The 21,421-nt window shown below is 58.9% G+C and carries 22 protein-coding genes and 1 pseudogene; 15 read left to right on the plus strand and 8 right to left on the minus strand.

Going from position 1 to position 21,421, the window contains the following annotated elements; all coding sequences use genetic code 11:
- Window positions 1-57 precede the first annotated feature (57 nt).
- The 5 genes from AC1DJO_RS20225 (at window position 58) to AC1DJO_RS20245 (ending at window position 3,885) form a co-directional block, all read left to right on the plus strand.
- A complete protein-coding gene (locus AC1DJO_RS20225; protein WP_112446092.1) occupies window positions 58-1,278 on the plus strand; it encodes an HTH domain-containing protein in 1,221 nt (406 codons plus the stop codon).
- A gap of 30 nt (window positions 1,279-1,308) precedes the next feature.
- Window positions 1,309-1,944: a Vgb family protein gene (locus AC1DJO_RS20230; RefSeq protein ID WP_310295868.1), complete on the plus strand. Its 636-nt coding sequence runs from the start codon at window positions 1,309-1,311 to the stop codon at window positions 1,942-1,944.
- Window positions 1,945-2,038: 94 nt separating this feature from the next.
- On the plus strand, window positions 2,039-2,395 hold the full coding sequence (locus tag AC1DJO_RS20235; RefSeq protein WP_112386559.1) for a VOC family protein: 357 nt from the start codon (window positions 2,039-2,041) through the stop codon (window positions 2,393-2,395).
- 263 nt (window positions 2,396-2,658) lie between these two features.
- The gene (locus AC1DJO_RS20240) at window positions 2,659-3,561 is read left to right on the plus strand and encodes a DnaJ C-terminal domain-containing protein (RefSeq protein WP_477972716.1); all 903 of its coding nucleotides are present in this window, start codon (window positions 2,659-2,661) and stop codon (window positions 3,559-3,561) included.
- A gap of 9 nt (window positions 3,562-3,570) precedes the next feature.
- A complete protein-coding gene (locus tag AC1DJO_RS20245) occupies window positions 3,571-3,885 on the plus strand; it encodes a chaperone modulator CbpM (protein ID WP_112386557.1) in 315 nt (104 codons plus the stop codon).
- Window positions 3,886-3,909: 24 nt separating this feature from the next.
- Here AC1DJO_RS20245 and AC1DJO_RS20250 read toward each other — a convergent pair whose 3' ends face one another.
- Both AC1DJO_RS20250 and AC1DJO_RS20255 read right to left on the minus strand, forming a co-directional pair.
- Window positions 3,910-4,368, minus strand: a complete 459-nt coding sequence (locus AC1DJO_RS20250) for a hypothetical protein (protein ID WP_112386556.1) — start codon at window positions 4,366-4,368, stop codon at window positions 3,910-3,912.
- A 103-nt stretch (window positions 4,369-4,471) separates the two neighbouring features.
- Complete coding sequence (locus AC1DJO_RS20255) at window positions 4,472-5,167, minus strand: helix-turn-helix domain-containing protein (protein ID WP_112386555.1); 696 nt, start codon at window positions 5,165-5,167, stop codon at window positions 4,472-4,474.
- A gap of 68 nt (window positions 5,168-5,235) precedes the next feature.
- Between AC1DJO_RS20255 and AC1DJO_RS20260 the strand changes: the two genes are divergently transcribed.
- Together AC1DJO_RS20260 and AC1DJO_RS20265 are read left to right on the plus strand one after the other, a co-directional pair.
- The gene (locus AC1DJO_RS20260; RefSeq protein WP_477972646.1) at window positions 5,236-6,384 is read left to right on the plus strand and encodes an FAD-dependent oxidoreductase; all 1,149 of its coding nucleotides are present in this window, start codon (window positions 5,236-5,238) and stop codon (window positions 6,382-6,384) included.
- 342 nt (window positions 6,385-6,726) lie between these two features.
- Complete coding sequence (locus AC1DJO_RS20265; protein ID WP_477831719.1) at window positions 6,727-7,464, plus strand: metallophosphoesterase; 738 nt, start codon at window positions 6,727-6,729, stop codon at window positions 7,462-7,464.
- Window positions 7,465-7,557: 93 nt separating this feature from the next.
- Here the strand turns inward: AC1DJO_RS20265 and AC1DJO_RS20270 are convergent, their stop codons facing one another.
- Window positions 7,558-8,331: an SOS response-associated peptidase family protein gene (locus AC1DJO_RS20270; RefSeq protein ID WP_310295878.1), complete on the minus strand. Its 774-nt coding sequence runs from the start codon at window positions 8,329-8,331 to the stop codon at window positions 7,558-7,560.
- 157 nt (window positions 8,332-8,488) lie between these two features.
- Window positions 8,489-9,589, minus strand: a complete 1,101-nt coding sequence (dinB, locus tag AC1DJO_RS20275; RefSeq protein WP_310295880.1) for a DNA polymerase IV — start codon at window positions 9,587-9,589, stop codon at window positions 8,489-8,491.
- A 169-nt stretch (window positions 9,590-9,758) separates the two neighbouring features.
- On the opposite strand from dinB, the gene AC1DJO_RS20280 reads away from it, so the two are divergent.
- From AC1DJO_RS20280 to AC1DJO_RS20300, 5 genes and pseudogenes are all read left to right on the plus strand, one after another.
- Window positions 9,759-9,944, plus strand: coding sequence for a hypothetical protein (locus tag AC1DJO_RS20280; RefSeq protein WP_112386551.1), 186 nt, complete (start codon window positions 9,759-9,761; stop codon window positions 9,942-9,944).
- A 144-nt stretch (window positions 9,945-10,088) separates the two neighbouring features.
- Window positions 10,089-10,844 (plus strand): ImuA family protein, encoded by a 756-nt coding sequence (locus AC1DJO_RS20285; RefSeq protein ID WP_112386550.1) that lies wholly within the window; start codon window positions 10,089-10,091, stop codon window positions 10,842-10,844.
- Entirely contained in the window at window positions 10,765-12,276 is a 1,512-nt protein-coding gene (locus AC1DJO_RS20290) for a Y-family DNA polymerase (protein ID WP_477972649.1), read from the plus strand. Before AC1DJO_RS20285 ends, AC1DJO_RS20290 begins: the two co-directional genes overlap by 80 nt.
- Window positions 12,273-15,536 (plus strand): error-prone DNA polymerase, encoded by a 3,264-nt coding sequence (locus AC1DJO_RS20295; RefSeq protein WP_477972651.1) that lies wholly within the window; start codon window positions 12,273-12,275, stop codon window positions 15,534-15,536. The genes AC1DJO_RS20290 and AC1DJO_RS20295 overlap by 4 nt, the downstream gene beginning before the upstream one ends.
- Before the next feature lie 76 nt (window positions 15,537-15,612).
- Window positions 15,613-15,861, plus strand: a pseudogene (locus AC1DJO_RS20300) (aminoglycoside phosphotransferase); the annotation flags it as partial.
- A 553-nt stretch (window positions 15,862-16,414) separates the two neighbouring features.
- Here AC1DJO_RS20300 and AC1DJO_RS20305 read toward each other — a convergent pair.
- From AC1DJO_RS20305 to AC1DJO_RS20315, 3 genes are read right to left on the minus strand one after another with little or no spacing between them, the layout of a single operon-like run.
- Window positions 16,415-16,729 carry a hypothetical protein gene (locus AC1DJO_RS20305; protein ID WP_112386547.1) on the minus strand — a complete coding sequence of 105 codons (315 nt, stop codon included), beginning with the start codon at window positions 16,727-16,729 and terminating at the stop codon, window positions 16,415-16,417.
- 1 nt (window position 16,730) lies between these two features.
- Entirely contained in the window at window positions 16,731-16,943 is a 213-nt protein-coding gene (locus tag AC1DJO_RS20310) for a hypothetical protein (RefSeq protein ID WP_112386546.1), read from the minus strand.
- Window positions 16,943-17,305, minus strand: coding sequence for a hypothetical protein (locus tag AC1DJO_RS20315; protein ID WP_112517580.1), 363 nt, complete (start codon window positions 17,303-17,305; stop codon window positions 16,943-16,945). The genes AC1DJO_RS20310 and AC1DJO_RS20315 overlap by 1 nt, the downstream gene beginning before the upstream one ends.
- Before the next feature lie 285 nt (window positions 17,306-17,590).
- On the opposite strand from AC1DJO_RS20315, the gene AC1DJO_RS20320 reads away from it, so the two are divergent.
- Window positions 17,591-18,568: a 3'-5' exonuclease gene (locus AC1DJO_RS20320; protein WP_112386544.1), complete on the plus strand. Its 978-nt coding sequence runs from the start codon at window positions 17,591-17,593 to the stop codon at window positions 18,566-18,568.
- 619 nt (window positions 18,569-19,187) lie between these two features.
- Window positions 19,188-19,496 (plus strand): hypothetical protein, encoded by a 309-nt coding sequence (locus AC1DJO_RS20325; protein ID WP_112386543.1) that lies wholly within the window; start codon window positions 19,188-19,190, stop codon window positions 19,494-19,496.
- A 652-nt stretch (window positions 19,497-20,148) separates the two neighbouring features.
- On the opposite strand, the gene AC1DJO_RS20330 is transcribed toward AC1DJO_RS20325, so the two are convergent.
- Window positions 20,149-20,370 carry a hypothetical protein gene (locus tag AC1DJO_RS20330; RefSeq protein WP_112446096.1) on the minus strand — a complete coding sequence of 74 codons (222 nt, stop codon included), beginning with the start codon at window positions 20,368-20,370 and terminating at the stop codon, window positions 20,149-20,151.
- A gap of 211 nt (window positions 20,371-20,581) precedes the next feature.
- On the opposite strand from AC1DJO_RS20330, the gene AC1DJO_RS20335 reads away from it, so the two are divergent.
- Window positions 20,582-21,349, plus strand: a complete 768-nt coding sequence (locus AC1DJO_RS20335; protein ID WP_112446097.1) for an SDR family NAD(P)-dependent oxidoreductase — start codon at window positions 20,582-20,584, stop codon at window positions 21,347-21,349.
- The last annotated feature ends 72 nt before the right edge of the window (window positions 21,350-21,421 follow it).

Consider the following 21,421-nt stretch of genomic DNA (forward strand, 5'->3'; position numbering starts at 1 on the left):
CGTTACCCTAGGTCTGATTGACCGGAGGGTGGGAGTTACAAGTGTGACGGGATTTCAATGGACTCGATGATCACGGCTGCGGCGCAAGCGCTCGCGGCCGGCGATGTGCTCGGCGCTATGAAACGCGTCGCGCTGCGTGGCGATGCTCCGGCGCTCGCTCTCAGAGGAATTGCACTTGCCCAGCTCGGTGATTTCGAGCGGGCCAAGGCGCTCCTGAAAAACGCTCACCGCGCCTTCACCTCCCGCGAAGAGCTGGCTCGCGCCCGCTGCAAGCTGGCGGAAGGTGAGATCGCCCTTGTGAGCCGCGACCTCAGCTGGCCTGAAAAGGCTCTGGAGATGGCGCGCCAGACGCTCGAGCGGCACGGCGACAGGCCGAATGCAGCCCATGCCCGAAATCTGCAGATTCGCCGCCTGCTGCTTGTCGGCCGCCTCGAAGAAGCGGAGACGCTGCTTGCGATGCTCGATCCATCGCCATTGCCGCCCGCCGCAAGAGCAAGCCTGGAGCTGACCGTCGCCGGCATTGCAGTCCGCCGGCTAAAGATCCAGATCGCCCGCGCGGCTTTTGCGCGCGCGGCATCTGCGGCAAGGGACGCCGATATTCCGGCTCTTGTTGCGGAAGTGCAAAACGCAGCTCATGTTCTCGATGAGCCCGCGGGCCGAAGAATTGTCCACGGCGACGAACGCACCCTTTACCTCGATGAGGTCGAGGCACTCCTTTCCTCTGATGGCCTTATCATCGATGCCTGCCGCTTCACCATCCGTCGTGGCTCCCGAATCGTTTCCTTGGCTGGAAGGCCAGTGTTGTTTTCACTGGCGCGCGCGTTGGCCGAGGCTGCACCGGATGACTTGCCGCGCGGCGTTCTGCTCGCCCGTGCCTTCGGTGCGCGCCATGTAGACGAATCCCATCGTGCCCGTCTGCGGGTCGAAGTCGGGCGGCTGCGCGCCGCGCTAGAAGGGCTTGTGACCATCGAGGCCACACAGGACGGCTTCGTTCTCCTGCCTGCCAACGGCGCCGATGTCGCGGTGCTGGCACCGCCGATCGATAATGAGAACGGTACTGTGCTCGCCCTCCTTGCCGACGGTGAAAGCTGGTCGAGTTCGGCTTTATCGATCGCGCTCGGGATCAGCACGCGCACGGTCCAGCGCGCACTTGAAACACTTGCTGCGTCGGGCAAGGTCGAAAGCGTAGGCAATGGACCGGCGCGGCGCTGGATCAGCACGCCGGCAATCGGTTTCCCGACAACATTGTTACTCCCGGGACCGCTCCCGAGCGGCTAGCGTCGCGAAAATAATGATGGAGGAATAGGCATGAAGCGATCCGCAGCCGAGATCATCCGTGAATACGGTCCTTTCGATAGTGCCCAAAGGGTCAACGGCGTGACCTTCGACGGGCAGCATATCTGGTTCGCTTCCGGCGAGAAGCTCCATGCGCTGGATCCGGAAACAGGTAGCGAGGTAAGCACGATCCATGTTGCATCGCATGCAGGGACCGCATTCGACGGCCGCTCTCTCTACCAGATCGCCGAGGATCGGATCATCAAAATCGACCCTCAGACCGGCACGGTCCTGTCGACCATTCCGGCGCCCGGAAACGGTGGCGATTCCGGGCTCGCCTGGTGTGAAGGCAGCCTTTGGGTCGGCCAGCATCGCGGCCGCAAAATCCATGAGATCGATCCGGATACCGGCGCCATCAAGCGGACCATCGAATCCGATCGGGTCGTGACCGGCGTCACCTGGGTCGACGGTGAACTGTGGCATGGGACGTGGGAAGGCGACGTCAGCGATGTACGCCGTATTGATCCGGGGACAGGCGAGGTTCTGGTACGCCTCGAGATGCCCGAAGGGATCGGCGTTTCCGGCTTGGAATCTGACGGGAAGGATCGCTTCTTTGCCGGTGGCGGAACGCAATCCGTGGTTCGGGCAATCAGGAGACCGCGACCGTGAAATCAAGGCGCAACGCTGCCCTCTCATGGCAAATGGAACGCTTCGCGGCGTTCGATCATTTCAGGAGTGAATGGATTCGAGCGGAGCTAGGCAGATGCAAATCCAAGGGGTCTACGCCGCACTCGCGACCACCGACATCAAGAAGGCAGAAGAATTTTACAGCTATCTATTCGGTCGGGAAGCCGACGATCGCCCGATGGCGCGATTGATCCAATGGCGCGATGTTGCCGGAGCGAACATTCAGGTATTCGAGGATCGTGATACGGCCGGTTCCGGCCGATTGACGATAGTCGTGCCTGATATGGCCGATGCCAGAAATGCCCTTCGGAAGATCGGTGTGCAGCTTGTGGGTGAAGCCCAGGGTGACTATGGCCGGATTGCACAGATTTCCGATCCAGACGGCAACCGCATCACGCTTGCTGAACCGCCCTCAAGAGCGTTCACTCGTTAGGCTCGCGTCGCCGGCACGGCTTTCACACGGCCAACCGGATCAAGGTAATCCGGACAGCCAACAGCAATTGAGCGCCAACCGGGCAAGAGGTGCGGGAAACCTGGCGATCCATGTGCAGATCAACTGCGATGGTCGCGCACCCGTCGTTATGTAAGCCGTTTCATGCACGCCCTGACAGCCCCCTGGTGTTACGCCGCAAGGTTCTTGCAGGCAAAGTCGCCAGCACTATCTCTTATGTAACAAAGGTGCATGGCGGGATACTCATGGCGAACCCCTACGAAACACTGGGTGTGGCAAAAGGCGCATCGCAGAAGGAAATTCAGACCGCATACCGCAAGCTTGCCAAGAAACTGCATCCAGACCTCAATCCTGGAGACGCTGCATCGGAGGAGAAATTCAAGGCAGCGTCAGCCGCCTACGCAATCTTGGGTGACGAAGACAAGCGCGCCAAATTTGACAGGGGTGAGATCGACGAGACGGGCGCAGGGCAGCAACAGCGGAGCTACTATCGTGACTATGCTGCGGATCAGGCCAGCGGCGCCCGTTATCATAATGCAGGCGGTTTTGCCGATTTCGGTGACAGAGACGACATCTTTTCGAGCTTCTTTTCCGGAGCAAGGAGCAGGGGCAATGCGTCTTACCAAGGTGGCGACCTGCAGTATCGACTGGAGGTCAGTCTTCGCGAGGCGGCGAACGGTGGCAAGAGGACGGTTTCGCTTCCCGAAGGCGGGACCCTGGAGCTCAAGATCCCGGCTGGTGTCCGGGACGGCCAGATCCTGCGCCTTCGTGGAAAAGGCGCACCGGGCCATAATGACGGACCGGCCGGCGACGCCCTCATCGAAATCCACGTTCTGCCTGACAGGCAGTTCTCCCTTGAGGGCGATGACGTCAGGACCGAAGTCCCTATTTCAATCCGCGAGGCGGTTCTCGGCGCAAAGGTGGAAGTCCCGACCCTGTCCGGCGCGGTGTTCCTTTCGGTTCCACCAAATTCCAGCACCGGCAGGACGCTTCGTCTCAAGGGCAAGGGTTTTCCAAACAAGCATGGTGGCCATGGCGATCAATACGTCGTCCTGAAGATCGTGTTGCAGGGCACGCCGGACGCAGAGTTGAACGAATTCATGACCAACTGGGAAGCGGGCAAGTCACATGATCCGCGGCGTACATAGGAGGAGGCGATGGACGAGCTTGAATATTGCCGTACCCTGAGGATTGAAACGTCAACCCTTCAGATGTGGGTCGAGGAGCGATGGATCATCCCGGTTGGATCTCCCGACGCTTTTTCCTACGAGGATGCCGACGTGGCAAGGGGTCGCTTGATTCTAGACCTGATCGGAAGCATGGGGGTCAATGATGCAGGCATCGACGTGGTCATTGATCTTGTCGACCAGCTCCACAGTCTGCGCGAACGGATGCGTTTGTTGATGGATGCCATCGCGACGCAGGACATCGCGGTCCAGAATGCACTCGGCCGCGCACTCAATCGGGGCTGATGCCCGCAGAGAACGCCTGCCAGGTCATTCATTCTTGCTCATCGTGCTCTTGTATTCGAACTCGGCATTGGCTGGGTGGTCGACATATTTGTGCTTGAAGACCTCCGCGTCTTCGGCCTTTTCGAAACCGACCGCCACCCAGCGAGACGCGGCCATATTTGAATCGGCCCAGATGACGAAAATCTCGGCTTCGGGAAATTCGCTTCCCCAGTCATTTGCCCGATCTTGGAACGCCTCGTCGGTTTTGAAGGAAAAGGTGAACAGTGCCTTCAGCCGTTCTTCGTGGGCATGGAAGTAATCCAACACCGACTTCTCGTTGATAGGGAAGGGAGCGCTTTCGAAATTGTCGTCTGTGCCGAACTGCAGCGTCTCCAGATTCTTGCCGCCCTTGTTCCGGCGTAGCGAGAACTCGAAATTGTGGTGTTCCAGGCTGTAGGCAGTCGCTGTCTTCGGATGGCTCCATTCAACGCGGTTCAATTCCATCTGCAAACTCCGGTCTGGCATTTGGTGGCGCGAAAGTGGTCGTGCAATCAAGAACTAGGGCAGGCACAGATTTGGAGGAGGGCCCAACGCCGATGAGCCGTTGTTAAAGGTGTGATCTGCCGTCTGGTCCCTGCCATGTCGCAAGCTCACTAATACCCGCCAGGATGAGATCGAGCCCGGTCAGGAAATCTGCCCTATCATCGTGTGCCGGCAGATGAGCCGCCATACTGCGGGTGAACGGAAACGCAGCGGCATTGAGGTTAGACCAGTCCTTTGCCATTGCGCGGAGGAATAATTCTCGATCGAGGCCGAGGTCGCGGGCCATCTCGGCATTGGCAGCATTCTGCCCCCCAACACCCAGAACATAGTTCAATAGGGCGGCCACGACCGACCACTCAACCGCCGGATCAATCCCCATCTTTCGGATCTGCTGCCCGAACCGTTCGAGGATCCGGATCGATGGCATCGATCCTGGTGCCTGGGCAAGGGCCGTAGCTATCCAGGGCCTTTTATCGACCTCATCGAAGAGAGCGAGCGAAACTTCACGGATTTCCAAAAACGGCGATGCTCCGCAGGTCGGCGCCAAGACGGCTTCGACAGCTGCGTCGCAGGCCGCGATCAGGAGATCGGCCTTGTGGGCAACATGATAATATATCGCTCCGGCCCCGGTGTTGAGGTGTGCGGCCAGCGCCGGGAAGGTCAGGCCGCGTGTGCCGGCGATGTCAAGCAGCTCTATCGCCGCCTCGATAATGCGTTGCCTCGTCAGCGAATCGGACCGTCGTCTGCTGTCTTTTTTCATAGTTGATATTGACACGAATGGAATGGCATTCCAACTATGGAATGACATTCCATTCAAGGAGATTGTTCGTGAACGTTTCAATTATCGGCGCAGGGCTAGGCGGCCTCACGCTTGCCCGCGTCCTCCATATCCACGGCATTGCCGCAACCGTCTATGAAGCGGATGCCGATCGCGATGCCCGGCCTCAGGGCGGGATGATCGACATCCACGATTTCAACGGCCAGCTGGCGTTGCGCGACGCGGACCTCTATGAACAGTTTCTGGCCCTTGTGCATCCTGGAGGGCAGCAGTCGCGCGCGCTCGACATGCACGGCAACGTCCTGATGGACAATCCTGACGATGGCACTGGCGGCCGTCCTGAAGTTCAGCGTGGCGAACTGCGGCGGATCCTTCTGGATTCTCTTCCGCCCGGCACGGTATTATGGGGACATAAACTGAGGACCGCCGAACGTCTCGGGAGAGGAAGGCATTTTCTTTCGTTTGAGAACGGTTCGACTGCCGTGGCCGACCTGCTGGTTGGCGCCGACGGCGCGTGGTCGAAAGTTCGCTCCCTCGTCTCGGGCGCCAAGCCCGCGTATTCGGGAACGACGTTTGTTGAAACCTGGCTTCACGACGCAGACACTCGCCACCCCGCAACTGCAGCGGCCGTTGGCGGCGGCTCGATGTTTGGTCTCGCGCCCGGCAAGGGAATCATGGCACACCGGGAACCCAATGCCGTGCTCCATGCCTATGTCGCGTTAAATCGGCCGAAGCATTGGATCGATGCCATTGACTTCTCCGATCCCCCCAGCGCGAAGACCAGGATCGCAGCGGAGTTTAAAGGCTGGGCGCCAGAACTGACCGCCCTGATCACCGATTGCGAGCGTAACCTGGTCGCGCGCGTCCTTCATACGCTTCCGCAAGACCACCGATGGGAACGGGTTTCAGGCGTCACCTTGCTTGGTGATGCGGCCCATCTGATGATCCCGTCCGGTGAAGGGGCCAATCTCGCCATGCTCGATGGCGCCGAGCTTGGCAAAAGCATTGCAGCCAGCCCTGGCGATATCGAGACGGCACTTGCTTGCTACGAACAGCAACTCTTCCCGCGCAGCCATTCGGCTGCGATCGAAGCCGCAGAACTGGTCCAGCTGATGTTTGCCGAAGACGCGCCCTACGGCCTTGTTGAGGCATTTGCGCAGGATCTGCTCGGCAAGCCTAAGGCGGCAACCAAGGCCTGATCCGTGGGCCGGCTCCGGAAAAACCCTCGGCGGAGAGGATCGCCGGGACCTTGCAAGAGTGCCACGATGGGGTACCGTGACCTCTATACACCGGGAAAGTCGATGATCTCGATAGCCGACCGATCAGAGATTGCAATTGGCGTCGGGATCATCGCCCACCGAACGCGGTAAAATGCAGCAGACACCAATCCATCGGCTGCAAGGGTCATCGCCCCAAGAAGTGCTTGCGCTGACGCCCACCCGCAAGGTAACCGGAGCAGGTCGGCTCCGGTGAAAAATTCTTATCCATCCCAATCGAGCGCGACCTACCGCCAGAAAATCACAATCAGGAGCCAGTCTTCATTGTCCGATATTTACGCAATCGGCGACATTCACGGACGCGCCGATCTTCTTGAGGCGCTCCTCGGCCATATCGCCGCCATTCAGCGCGCTGGTAGCTCGCAGCCCGTCATCATGTTTCTTGGCGATCTCATCGACCGGGGTCCGCGCAGCCCAGAGGTTCTTGATCTCGTTTCTTCCGCTCTTGATCGCTATCCCGGCTCGCGGCTCGTATTGGGAAACCATGATCATTACCTGCGCTCGCTGCTACGCGACGAGCTCGCTGAGGACGATGCAACCAATTGGATGGATTGGGGCGGCGTTGCGACCGTCAGCGCTTATTCACGCCAGCCGGTACCTAATTTTACTGGGATTGCAACCGAGATACGCGAGCGCTTTCCACATCATATCGGCCTCCTGAACGGCGCGGTGACCCATGAGGTTGCCGGCAGCTTCTGCTTTGTGCATGCAGGTGTGCGCCCCGGCGTCCCTCTCGCCGCACAGACCGATTACGACTTGCGATGGATCCGTGCGGGATTTCTCGATCACGTCGAGCAGTTCGACCATATCGTCGTGCATGGCCACACCATCACGAACTCTCTGTGGCCCGAAATCTACCAAAATCGCATTGCGCTCGACACCGCCGCCTACCGGACGGGCAGGCTCAGCGCCGCCGTCATTCGCCATGACAGGCTTTCTCATTTCCTCTGCACCGGCATTGCCGCTAATGGCGGGATCAGCGTGGAGGAATGGATGTCGTAAGCGGGGCCAGCGATACACTGCACGCTTGCCCGCCAAAGTGTCAGGTCCGAATTTCCCCGATGCCGGATTTCGCGTGCGACTGGGCCACGATTTTTACGGTAGAGCTGGCTCGGCAAGTCGCTCACCCGTTTTCGAGACGATGCTGTATTGGTAGGGCTCACGCGAAGTGATCATGATGGCATCGTCCGGCAGTGGGCGGGCGAGCACCTTTGCTTCGTCCCAGGGTGCCGTCATCCACAGTTCAGTTTCCTCGCGTGTGCGCAGGAGCACAGGCATCGCTTTCTCGTGCACGGGCCGGACGGCGTTATTGGGATCCGTGGTCAGGAAGCCAAAAAGATCATCAGTTGTCAGACCGTCTTTGACCTTTCTGACACTTTTCCATTGCGCCACCCACAGTCCAGCAAAAAACATCAGCGGCTTTTCGGGAGCGGCAGAAAACCATGCGTTGGGTGTCGCCTCTTTGCCAGTCTTGCTTTTTGGATCGGGTTCGGCAAATGACGTTACCGGCACCAGGCACCGGTGTTCGATACCGAACCATCGCTTCCAATGCGGCAGATTCAATTTGCGCACGTTTGGTGTCCCGCGGTCTGGCTCCATGCGGATCAACTCCTCCATGTCGACAGTTAGACCCTTTGCCCTGGCTTTTGCAGCACGCGCCTCCGCCGCTGCTTTTTGCAGGTAGAAAGGCGCTGGAAGGCCCCAACGGCAATTTGCGACCTGCCTGCGACCGTCAGCCACGTTCCTGATGACTGGCGCAAGCTGGTCGGTATAGATCTGGTAGGCGGGCATCGGGTTAATCAGGCTCTCGGCGTCCTGAGCCCATTTCGTAACCCAGTCCTTGTCTTCCATGCGATAGAGCGTACACATCGATCCCCGCCTCCGATTTCCTCGACGGTAGCCGATGCGGCTGCACCTGCCAATAAAATCGTTACCTCAGTCAAGCACGGAACTCCTTCGAAGCAGCAAGTCCGCAAGGCCGCGCCATCTGTCGCCGAATGAGACTTGTGGCTTACTATGCAAGGATCTACCAGGTCAGCGAGAGTTGTTCGGTGCACGGCTGCGTCCTAGGCTCCAGGGACGAGAGCGTCACGCCGAGAAGCCGGATGCCTTTTGACACCGGAAAGACTCCTTCGAGCAGAAGGCGGATGCCGTCTTCGATCGCGCCTTCCGAACTTAATCCTTTTTCCAGCGTTCGGGAGCGCGTGATCTGCGTGAAGTCGGAATATTTGACCTTGAGCGTTACGGTCTTTGCGGCAATGCTGTTTGCTTCGCAATAGCGCCAGACTTTGGCAATGAGCGGCATCATGCCATCCATCGCCGGGCCATAGGCATGAATATCGGACGCGAACGTGTCCTCGGCGCCCACAGATTTGCGAACCCGATCAGGCTTGACCTGGCGGTCGTCGATGCCGCGGGCAATCCCGTAGTAGTAGGGTCCTGATTTTCCGAAATGACTGACGAGAAACGCAAGATCCTTGCCTCTAAGATCTGCACCGGTCTCAATGCCGAGGCGCAGCATTTTCTCGGCTGTCGCCGGTCCGACGCCGTGGAACTTCTTCACTGGCAGCGCTGCCACAAATCCCGGACCATTCTTCGGCGTGATAACTGCCTGTCCGTTTGGCTTGTTGAGGTCGCTCGCCATCTTAGCCAGGAATTTGTTGTAGGAAATGCCGGCTGACGCATTGAGCCCTGTCACCGCCTTGATCTTTTCACGGATTTCGAGCGCGATCTCGGTTGCGATCTCTATTCCCTTGAGATTTTCGGTGACGTCGAGATAAGCCTCATCCAGTGACAGTGGCTCGACCAGCGGCGTGTACTCGGAAAAGATCGCCCTGATATCGAGGGAGACCGACTTGTAGACGTCAAATCGCGGCTTGACGAAAATCAGATCCGGGCATTTTCGCTTGGCCGTCACGGATGGCATTGCCGAACGCACGCCGAACGCGCGTGCCTCATAGCTTGCGGCTGCGACGACGCCGCGGGCCTCAGCGCCACCAACGGCGATCGGCTTTCCGCGAAGTTCGGGATTGTCGCGCTGTTCTACAGATGCATAGAAGGCATCCATGTCAACGTGAATGATCTTGCGCACTCGCTCTGGTGCGGGGCTGTCCGGTTCGGCACTCATCTCTCATTCCACATCATGCGCCATCCACCACCGGGTCGCATCAGGCCTCCCTGGTTTCCGGCTTCGCCGCCACATCGAGCTGGCACCTGTCTATCCCGTCGGCGGCATTCATTCTCTCGCATCCCAATGCCAGCCGGCGACGCAAGTTACGTATCGGGATTGCCGCGCCATGCCGCTGCACAACTGCCTTGCGATTCATCTCGTCGCTGCGACCACATGCCCGGCATGCGACAATGAGAACCTTGCATCGAACCTGCCGGAGAATAATCCCATCTTTAAAGGAATTTTTTCTTATCTTTGTCATTTTGCCTATCTGTGGACGAGCTCTTTCTACCGCATTGATTTTGCTTCCTGATCGCGCGTCGAGCCGCTGTGGACGAATGTTGGACCACGAGTATCTGCCAAAACATGACGATTGACTCAAATGCCAATCAGGAACAAACAAGGAACATACTTGCTTTTGTGCAGAATGGAAACCCGCTTTTGACAGAGGTCAATTTTGGCGCACGGTGCCGCAAATCTCGTGATCTCCGAGCTTCGGGAACGCATTCAGCATCTCGAAGGTCCATCTTCGCGTCCGAAGCGGGTCCTACCCTTCGACATACCCGACATCGATGATCGCCTGCCAGGCGGAGGCTTGGCCTATGGCGCTCTGCATGAATTTGCCGGCGGCGGCGCGGGAACTGTCGACGGCGCGGCGGCGGCACTTTTCGTAGCTGGCATTGCTGCCCGCACCACGGGCCAGATTGTCTGGTGCCTTGCAAGACCGGACCTGTTTTTCCCTGCGCTGGCGCAGGCGGGCCTCCATCCGAAGCGGGTCGTTTTTGTCGAGTCCGCCAGCGAGGACGACGTCATCGCCAACATGGAGGAGGCCCTGGGCTATGGCGGTCTGGGTGCCGTGGTCGGCGAGCTGGTGCGGTTGCCGATGACCAAGTCGCGTCGCCTTCAGCTTGCCGCGGAGAAGTCTGGAACCATGGGGCTGATCGTCAGGCGCTGGCGGCGACAGACAGAAGCCAGGGACTTCGGCCAGCCGACGGCTTCGGCCACGCGGTGGCGGGTGAGTGTCACTCCGAGCGAGGAGCTTCCTGTGCAAGGCGTCGGTCGAGCACAGTGGCGGTTAGAGCTTATAAGAGTGAAAGCGGGCGAGTGCGCTGAGTATTTCGTAGGAGCGTGTGATGCCAAGGGTCGTATCAATCTATCTTCCGGAGCTGGCGACGGACAGGATCAGGCGATCCGATCCTTCTATTCCCGTTGAGCAGGCCATCGCCGTGATCGCCCGCAGTGGGTCGAAAAGGTGGGTATCGGGCGCCGATGCTGCAGCCAGGAAATCGGGCGTCCGTGTCGGTATGCCTGCTGCCAAGGCCCAGGCGATCTTTCATGGGTTGATGCTGGTCGACGCCGATCCGGTGGCCGATGCAGCGGCACTCGAACGGATCACCCTCTGGGCCTTGGGCCAGTATTCGCCGCTCGTCGCTGTCGATGCCCCTGACGGGATCATCATGGACACCGAGGGGGCCGATCATCTTCAGGGCGGGGAGCCGTTGATGGTCTCCGGGATCGCCAACCGTTTCCGCGCCAAAAAGCTGTCGGCCCGCGTTGCTATTGCCGACACGTGGGGGGCAGCACACGCCTGCGCCCGGGCAACTCGGCAGGAGAGCGTGATCGTACCAGTGGGCGAGACCGTACGTGCCGTCGAGAAGCTGCCGCTCTCAATGCTGCGGCTCTCGTCCAAGATCGTCGGCGACCTTCACACGCTTGGCTTCAAGACGATCGGAGAGCTGTCGGCAACACCTCGTGCGCCGCTCGCCCTTCGTTTCGGTCCTGAGATCGGCCGCCGGCTCGACCAGATGTTCGGACGCATCGCAGAGCCAATCGAGCCTATCCGAGCCGCTGAGCTGATCGAGGTCAGCCGTGTGTTTGCCGAGCCCATCGGGGCCGCCGAGACGATCGACAAATACGTCGGCTATTTGATCATCCGCCTGGTGGCTGAACTTCAGCGCCATGGCCTTGGTGTTCGCCGCGCCGACCTGATTATCGAAAAGATCGACGGCACTCGCCAAGCCGTTCGTTCCGGAACGGCAAAGCCGTCGCGTGATGTCGTTTGGCTGAAGAAGCTCTTTCGCGACCGCACTGAGACAATCGAGCCGGGTTTCGGAATTGAGAAGCTGACCCTGGTGGCCGTCAGGGCAGAACCTTTCGAAGAGTTTCAAAAGGTCTCCGCACTGGTCGAGGAGGAGACGCCCGATATCACGCCGCTGATTGACATCTTCGGCAATCGCGGCCAGCGGGTCTATCGCGTCGCTCCTGTTGCCTCCGACGTTCCCGAGCGAAGTGTCGCGCGGATCGCGGCGGCAGCCTCAATCTCGGACGAGACCTGGGTGCATCACTGGCCTCGGCCGGTCCGACTGCTGGCACAACCCGACCGGATCGAAGCGATTGCGCTCATGCCGGACTATCCGCCTGCGAGCATCACATGGCGCGGACGAAAGATGAAGGTCATCCGCGCTGACGGTCCTGAACGGGTATTTGGAGAGTGGTGGCGGCGCGACGGTGAATTCGACGCCGTTCGGGATTACTTCGTCATCGAAGGCGAGGGCGGCGAGCGCCTATGGATTTTCCGGCGCGGCGACGGCGTTGACCCTGCCACCGGCTCGCGCGAGTGGTTCGTGCACGGGATATTCGCATGAGCTACGCCGAGCTTCAGGTCACGACCCACTTCAGTTTCTTACGGGGGGCATCCTCGGCAGACGAGCTGTTTGCCACCGCCAAGCAATTGGGCATCGAAGCCTTGGGCGTCGTGGACCGGAACTCACTTGCTGGCATCGTCCGCGCGCTTGAAGCGTCCCGTGCCACCGGCATCAGACTTGTCGTCGGTTGCCGCCTCGATCTTCACGACGGCATGTCGATGCTCGTTTACCCAATGGACAGAGCTGCGTACTCCCGCCTGACGAGGCTGATCACGCTTGGAAAGAGCCGGGGAGGGAAGGACAACTGCATTCTCCACCTCGATGACGTCGGGGCCTACGCAGAGGGTCTCATCGCGGTCCTCGTCCCCGATCTCCCGGATGAAACCTGTGCCGTCCAACTCCGGAAGATGGCCGAGATCTTCGGTAATCGTGCCTATGTCTCGCTCGCGCTGCGCCGGCGGCCGAACGACCAGCTGCGGCTACATGAGATTTCCAATCTGGCGGCCAGGCATCGTGTGCGCACTGTTGTCACCAACGACGTCCTCTTCCACGAACCGGGACGACGACAATTGCAGGATATCGTCACCTGCATTCGCAACAACACCACGATCGATGAGGTCGGCTTCGAGCGCGAACGGCATGCTGACCGCTACCTCAAGCCACCGCAAGAAATGGAGCGGCTGTTCCAGCGCTATCCAGATGCACTTGCACGCACAATGGATATCGTCGAGCGCTGCAAATTCTCGCTGGAGGAGCTGACATACCAGTATCCTGAGGAGGCGATTGTGCCCGGCATGGATGCCCAGCAATCCCTTGAGCATTACGTACGGGAATACATCCCGCAGCGATATCCCGAAGGCCTCCCACGGAAGGTTTTGCGTTCTATCCGGCACGAGCTCGATCTCATCAAGGAGATGCGCTACGCGCCGTACTTCCTGACCGTGTTCAGCATCGTCAAGTTCGCCAGAAGCCAAGGTATCCTGTGTCAGGGGCGCGGATCGGCGGCAAACTCGGCTATCTGCTATATCCTCGGGATCACCAGCATCGACCCGGAAACCAATGATCTCCTCTTTGAGCGCTTCGTTTCAAAGGAGCGCGACGAGCCGCCTGACATCGATGTCGACTTCGAGCACGAACGGCGCGAGCAGGTCATCCAGTGGATTTACAAAACCTACGGCAAGGAGAAGGCCGCCCTCTGCTCGACGGTCACCCGATACCGCGCCCGGGGCGCGATCCGGGATGTCGGCAAGGCTCTGGGTCTACCGGAGGACATCATCAAAGCCTTGTCGTCGGGGATGTGGCACTGGTCCGAGGAACTGATCAGCGATGACCGACTGAAGACACAAGGTTTGAACCCCGCAGACCGTCGTCTGGCACTGACGTTGAAGCTGGCCCAGCAGCTGATGGGAGCGCCGCGTCACCTCGGCCAGCACCCGGGCGGTTTCGTCCTGACACATGACCGCCTCGATGACCTCGTCCCCATCGAACCCGCGAGCATGGCCGATCGCCAGATCATCGAGTGGGACAAGGATGACGTCGAAGCTCTCAAGTTCATGAAGGTGGACGTCTTGGCACTTGGCATGCTGACCTGCATGCAGAAGGCGTTCGTTCTTATCCGCGACCACAAACATGAGCCGCTCGATCTTGCCTCGATACCGCAGGAAGACCCTGCGACCTACGCGATGATCCGCAAAGCCGACACACTTGGAACCTTCCAGGTCGAAAGCCGCGCACAAATGGCGATGTTGCCACGACTGAAGCCGCAGACATTCTACGACCTCGTCATCCAGGTGGCGATTGTCCGCCCGGGTCCCATTCAGGGGGATATGGTGCATCCTTATCTGCGCAGGCGAGAGGGGAAAGAGAAGATCGAGTATCCGACGCCGGAACTAGAGGCCGTCCTCGGCAAAACGCTTGGCGTCCCGCTGTTCCAGGAAAGCGCCATGAAAGTTGCCATGGTCTGCGCCGGCTTCAGTGGGGGTGAGGCGGATCAACTCCGCAAGTCGATGGCGACGTTCAAGTTCACAGGTGGCGTCTCCCGGTTCAAGGACAAGCTCGTGTCCGGTATGATCACAAACGGATATTCCGCTGAATTCGCTGAGAAAACATTCAGTCAGCTGGAGGGCTTCGGAAGTTACGGTTTCCCGGAAAGCCACGCCGCCTCTTTCGCCCTTATTGCCTACGCGTCCAACTACGTGAAGTGTCACTTCCCGGACGTCTTCTGCGCTGCGCTTTTGAACTCCCAGCCGATGGGTTTCTACGCGCCTGCCCAGATCGTCGGAGACGCCCGAAACCACTGCGTGGAAGTCCGGCCCGTCTGCATCAACCGATCCCGGTGGGACTGCACTCTCGAGGAGATCGGCGACACCGGGCGGCATGCCGTCCGGCTTGGGATGCGAATGGTGAAAGGGTTGGCCGTCGCCGACGCCGCGCGCATTATTGCGGCGCGCATGAACCGCGTGTTTGAAAGCGTCGACGACGCCTGGCGGCGATCCAACGTCCCAACGGAGGCGCTCGTCCAGTTGGCCGAGGCCGACGCCTTCCTACCCTCCCTTGAACTGGAGCGGCGTGACGCGCTGTGGGCGATCAAGGCGCTACGCGATGAACCCTTGCCGTTGTTTGCGGCGGCCGCTGAGCGCGAAGCTGCAGTCATCGCCGAGCAACAGGAGCCGGAGGTCCACCTACGGCAAATGACCGACGGCCACAACGTCATCCAGGACTACGGCCATGTCGGGCTGACACTCCGTGGCCACCCGATCAGCTTCCTGAGACACGACCTCGAAAAACGGAACATCGTGACTTGTTCGGATGCCATGAATGCCTGCGACGGTCGCTGGCTGATGACGGCAGGGCTTGTGCTCGTCCGGCAGAAGCCTGGGAGCGCCAGGGGCGTCATGTTCATCACGATCGAAGACGAGACCGGGCCAGCGAATGTGGTCGTCTGGCCGTCGCTATTTGAGAAGAGGCGTCAGGTGGTATTGGGGTCATCGATGATGGCGATCAACGGCAGGATACAGCGGGAAGGCGACGTGGTTCACCTAGTCGCCCAGCAGCTGTTTGACCTTTCCAGCGATCTAACGGGTTTGGCCGATCGCCATGTCGATTTCAAATTGCCGACGGGCAGGGGCGACGAGTTCGCTCATGGATCGCCTGGTAGTCCGGATTCACGCGATCGGGCGCCTATACCCAAAGTCAGGGATATCTACATTCCAGACTTGCATATCGACACGCTCAAAGTGAAAAGTCGGAACTTCCATTGACAAGGGCAGCCACGCATAGGAACTGACATTTTGGGGACTCAAATCTCCATTATCTGTTCCGTCACTGATCAACGCATGTGTTGTTCACGGCAACCCGAACAATCGCCGCAACATCCGCGTTTTCGGAAACAATGTCGCGCTGATCGACTGGGATGAAGCGCATGTCGATGCCGCAGATCTTGATCTGGCGCTGCCCGAAAACGCCGCCGCCCTCGACGACGACGCGTATGATATTGCCGCTCAGGCAGCAGCTGCCTGGGAAGCCGCCGTCTGCTGGCGCGACGACTACGCAGTCAAGAGGCTTGCCGAAGTTCGAGAAACCTGATCGATCCAGAGCGCTGTGGATCGCGACGGACAGGACGCCGACCCGGATCGCCATGTCGAGGCACCCCACTCATCTGAAGGGGACCGCGATGGCGAGAAGCAAGCCGAAACGGCTGCCATTCTTTTCACCTTACTTTTCGGATGCATGGCCCGTTCATGTAGCTGAATGGCTTCCGCAAAGAGCAGTAGAGCCTCTGGCCCAGAGAGTTTTTTCACCTGATCTGCATCGGCCGTCTTCAACGCAATCTTTTTGGCGAGCCCCAGTCCTTGCCCCATCGCCGCGTCGAGCAATGTTTCGGCGGGCACGACAATCATCGTTGCTCGTCCCTTCGGCTTCAATTGCCTTAAAGGCGATACAACACATCACGCTACGTGTCGCTCAAGCATCGCTGCCACTTTCGCGGCCTCAAGGCGCGAAGATGTCTTGTAGGGATAATGTTTCCAGCACCCCTGGTTCTCACCTTTGCCGAAGGGAAAACCCGCCCAGTCGCCGCAATGGCAGCGTCGTGCCACAAGGACAGGCGCGCGCTGCAGGACCGGTCTATCGATATCGCTCACTTTAATTCCTCCAGGTTCCAGCCGCCCTTCGGAGCACTCCATCCTTTGCGGGTGGCGCGAAAATCAGCCTCTTCTCTGGCTTTCTGCTTGGCCTCGGCAGGTCCGTCCGCCCAGACCGTGATACGAAATCGGCCCGTTTTGAAAGTATATCTCGAGAGATCACGGTTGCGGCCTGACGCATAGCCTGCGCGAAAGATCAACCTTGCACTGCTATAGTCGGTCCGCTCGCGAAACGCCGGGAGCTGGGCATCCCACCAGTCGCGAAACGCAGCGCGAAAAAGCGCCTTGCGCGGCGCTACCTTGTCGAGCATGTCAGGTGCTCCGCTCATATACGGGCGTCCATCCCCGGGCAAAGCCGACGCTCATCGAAGCTTCGGCATGCGCCAGTTGCTCCCTCAGATGACGGCAATCCTCAATCAGGGTAGCGATCGTCGCCAAGGCGTCACCGTCGTGCCATGAAAGCGCTGCGCGAACGTCTTCGCTTGCGGAGACGAGCAGGATAGGTGCAGCGGTCGCCTCCGGCATTAGAGCATCTCCTGATGGCGGTAATGCGCGATGATGCGATCGTAGACACCACCAACAGCATCATCGACCGTCCCGCTGCAGTCAAACCAGAGTGCTTTGACGATCCGATCGGGATTGCGTAGACGATGCAAGCCGCAAGCCCGTCCTGTGTCTTCGTCTATTGCAATTTCGATCTCCCCAAAGGGGCCGGCGTCGGGAACGCAAAAGGCGCAGGCCACAGCAAAGCGCACACTGCCGGCGACCCCCAGGCTGACCATCCGGATCAACTCAGGATGCATTTCGAGCCCAGAAGCCTCCTCAGCAGGCGTCATATACATGTCGAAGCCATCAGCGCTATTATTATCGTTGCTGCCACGGTTCATCCTTCGCGCAAACATCCTCGCTCTCCATTGCTCACTGTCGGATTGGCGGCCGCACTCGCCGTATATGTTCCTATTATGTTCTGTTTTTTTACGGAGTCAACATTACCAATCCGGACTATTGGGCGAGCCAAAGCAGGCGCCTCCCTCGTCACCCGTCATGATGGTCTGCTTGGGGCACCTTTGCGCCAGTTGATTTCGAATTTGGCCCCTAGGCGCAATTTCACCTGATCTGCGCAAGGGAATCGACTAAAGCTGACTGACCGGAAATCAATCCGAGACGGGCACGTGACGCAGCAGTTCGATTTCTTTACAGATGATGATGAGGTTGAGGCACCGGCACTTGGCCCACGGCGACGGCGTAGCGTCAAGCAAGTGGTCACCGCTGATAGCGAAGGCGGCCTTGTTCGGCAGCTGGAGGCAACCGGCCGCTATCGCGTCCTCAAAAGGCTTGAGCCCCGGCCAATCGTGCCGTTTCCACGTCCCGGCTTTTTCCGGAGAGGCGTCCTCGTCGATGCAGAGACGACCGGATTAAACAATCGAGAAGACGAAATCATCGAGATCGGTATTGTCGCCTTTTCCTTTGACGAGCAGGGGGCGATTGGCGACGTGACTGGCGTCTACAGCGCGCTACACGAGCCGACCAGGCCGATTCCGGCGGAAATCACGCGGCTGACGGGGATTACTGACGAAATGGTGGCCGGCCATATGATCGACCCGCAGCAATTGCGAGCTCTGGTCGAACCTGCGGATCTGGTCATCGCCCACTACGCCAGGTTCGACCGGCCGTTTTTCGAAGCATTTTCACCTGTGTTCGATCGCAAAGCCTGGGCCTGCTCGGTTTCGGAAATCGATTGGGCCGCACGCGGATTCGAAGGCAACAAGCTTGGATATCTGATCGGCCAGGCTGGCTACTTTCATGAGGCGCATCGCGCGGTCGATGACTGTTTCGCGCTACTGGAAATCCTCGATCGCGGTCATGGCGATGGCGCCAGCTCGCCGTTCTCGGAACTTTATCTGTCGAGCCAGCAGAACCGTGCGCGCATTTATGCCGAACACAGTCTCTTCGAGATGAAGGATCAATTGAAGATGCGCGGCTACCGGTGGTCAGATGGAAGCGACGGCGGGCCGAAATCCTGGTGGATCGAAATCGAGGAGCACAGGGTCCAGGATGAGATCAACTACCTACGCGCTGAAATCTATGGATGGGAAGAAGCCGACCCGCCGGTGAGATATATGACTGCTTTCGAACGGTTCAAAAGCTGACGCTTGGGAGACGATTGCGACGGTAGGTGAGCTTACTGGCACCACATGATCGACGACCAGGAAGACGTCGGCAGCGACCGGGCATCAGGGTGACCGGCATCACATGACCACAAGCTTCATTGCCCGGTTGGCAAAGGCAGCTAACGAGATCGAGAAACTGCTGCACCTAGAAGTCAGCAGCTCACTCGTGCAATTGTCGAAATTAGTGGCCTGCGCGGAGCGCTCGGAATTGCCGGCCCGGCACACGAAACGATCAGATCACCGCGCTATTCAACGCATCAGCTAATGTGGATTATTCTCAGTTGCATGGGTGGTCCACAGCGTTGTTGACCGCAGCAGAAACGGTCAGAACCCTGCACATTGCCTCGGATGGAGAGACCAGAAAATTGATCCATGCGCAGGATCCGATCGATTGAGGATCACACCCGGCCTGCAGACGCACCGATCTCCTGAGCTCGGACCCGCCGGTTAGGGGCTCGCCAACAGCCGCAGATGCATCACAGAGTTTCGATCTGACATCCCGACGGCTGACGGTCCGGGGACCGCCTTGGTTTGGCCTCGTTGACCAGCGACGAAGCATTGCAAACACCTGATTCAAATTCGCAGAAAGGACCTTACTTTGACTAGACTAACGCTTGCCGCGGCAGGCTTCGCGCTTTGCCTATCACAGGCAGCATATGCGTCCAGCGATGCGGCCTGGAACGCGCTTTTTGCCAAGGCAAACGGGACATGCATTGGTCAGTCGGGCCTGAACACACCAGAGGCATCTGCCCCTGTTGTCTTCGATGATGCAGCTGGCAAGATTGCTCTGCTCATGCGAGGGCAGACAGGCAAGGGCAAGTCGAAGGTGAACGTCAGTCTCATCTGCCTTTACGACAAGAAGACCGGTAAAGCCTCGATCGCCGAGTACCACTGGCTCGGCAAATAGCAAACGCTGTATCGCGACATCTGAAAAATTCTAGCGGCGCTCAACACTCAGACACTTAGCCTTCTGAGAGCGCCGTCACGAGCGCGATGATCGATCCATGGACCGTTTCATCGCGGATCTTCGCGAGAACCCTTTTTTTCAGGTTCAGCCGGTCAGGCCACCCGTCCAACTGTTCGATGGCATGGACTTCGAAGGATGGCTGCATCTTGGCCGAAATGTCCGAAAAGGGCAGGGGCGACGGTCCCAAAATCAGGGCGATTGCCCATACGCGGCTTGACCTAACGCGATTTTGGCACTTCTCAAATTTTTAAATGTGCTGGAATGTGACCCAGCTGCGCTTCAAGAGTGTTCTTAGACACTCCGATGAGCTTGCGCCTTCCCTGATCCGCCGGCCAAGTTCGATGTCAACCTGCACGGAGCGCGCGCGGACTTTACAGTCATCATGCATACTTCTGAAGCTTCGCGGGGCCTGCGGTTCCATGAGTTTGACAAGGCTTTGTCCAACCAAGGTAGCCTATGCTCGGGGGCAGCACTGGAGCGGACAATTACGGTCAGAAATTAGACGGAACCTTGTCCGCGACATAATGTTGAGCACTTCAACCTGAAAGAGGAGAGGAAGTTGTGTGCCTTTTTTCGCCCTTCAAGAGCGGAATTATTCAGCCGCATGTTGAAGTGGATAACCGTCCAACGGTTCGACAAGAGCGATGATCTCAAAGTCGCTTATCATGCAATGTTGGTCGGAACCCGGAACTGCGATGGTCCAATAATCCGGATCCTCGCCGAAGACCGAGGACACTTGAACGATGGTCGTCTTGCCATCGGTGTGCCTGTCGGAACGAGCCCAATAGAAAGCCTCAGGTACTAGACTCTTCATACCACCTACTCCCACAACTGCCCCGGATCATATCAGGATTTTCAAAAATGAGTATCCCTCGCTTAGCATCATCCCCAGGCGCATATTGCTGCTTTGCCGTTGTGCTTCTGGCTGGGATGTCACGACTGCTTGACATCGCAACTCGAAAGCGCTGTCCAATGGCTTCAGACACCCGGTCGGCCGACTAGGATGACGTAAACATGGAAACCGTATGAGTTGCATTTTTGTCACCGGATCCACTGATGGGCTGGGGCGTGCCGCAGCTGAAACCTTGATGGACGCCGGGCACCGCGTAATCCTGCATGCCCGCTCGAAAGAACGCGCGGCCGTATTGGCCTCAATAACTGGAAACTTGGCGGACATCGTCATTGGTGACCTTTCGAGCGCTGGCCAGACCCGTTCAATCGCCGATCAGGTCAATGCTATCGGCGGTGCTGATGCGGTGATTCACAATGCGGGCGTCTATCACCAAGCGAGCCGCAATCCGACTTCCGAAGGCCACCCGACGATGCTCGCAGTCAACGTACTTGCGCCGTACATCCTGACAGCACTGATCGGCCGCCCTACGCGGCTGATCTACCTTAGCAGCGGCATGCACAGAAACGCCGGGACCTCGCTGGACGATATCGATTGGAAGAGGCGCGCATGGAGCCCAGTCACCGCTTATTCCGAGAGCAAGCTTCATGTTGCAACCCTCGCTGCAGCAGTCGCGAGATATCAGCCTGGCGTCGTCAGCAGCGCGGTTGATCCAGGCTGGGTTCCGACGAAGATGGGCGGAGCAGGCGCGCCTGGCGATCTCGAGGACGGCCATCGCACGCAGGTATGGCTGTCCGTCAGCGACGACGCAAGGGCCAAGGTGAGCGGTCAATATTGGTACCATCGCCAACTGCAACCGCCCTCGGCCGCCGTTGGCGACGTCGGTTATCAAGATCGCCTGATAATGAGGCTTGCCGAGATCACTGGTGTCAGTCTTGGCTGACGAGCGCTGACTACGCACGATATTTGCTTAGAGGCGAGGACGAATGGCCTCCACCGCGCGCGCAAAAGTAGC

Source organism: Rhizobium sp. 05N430 (assembly GCF_056396985.1).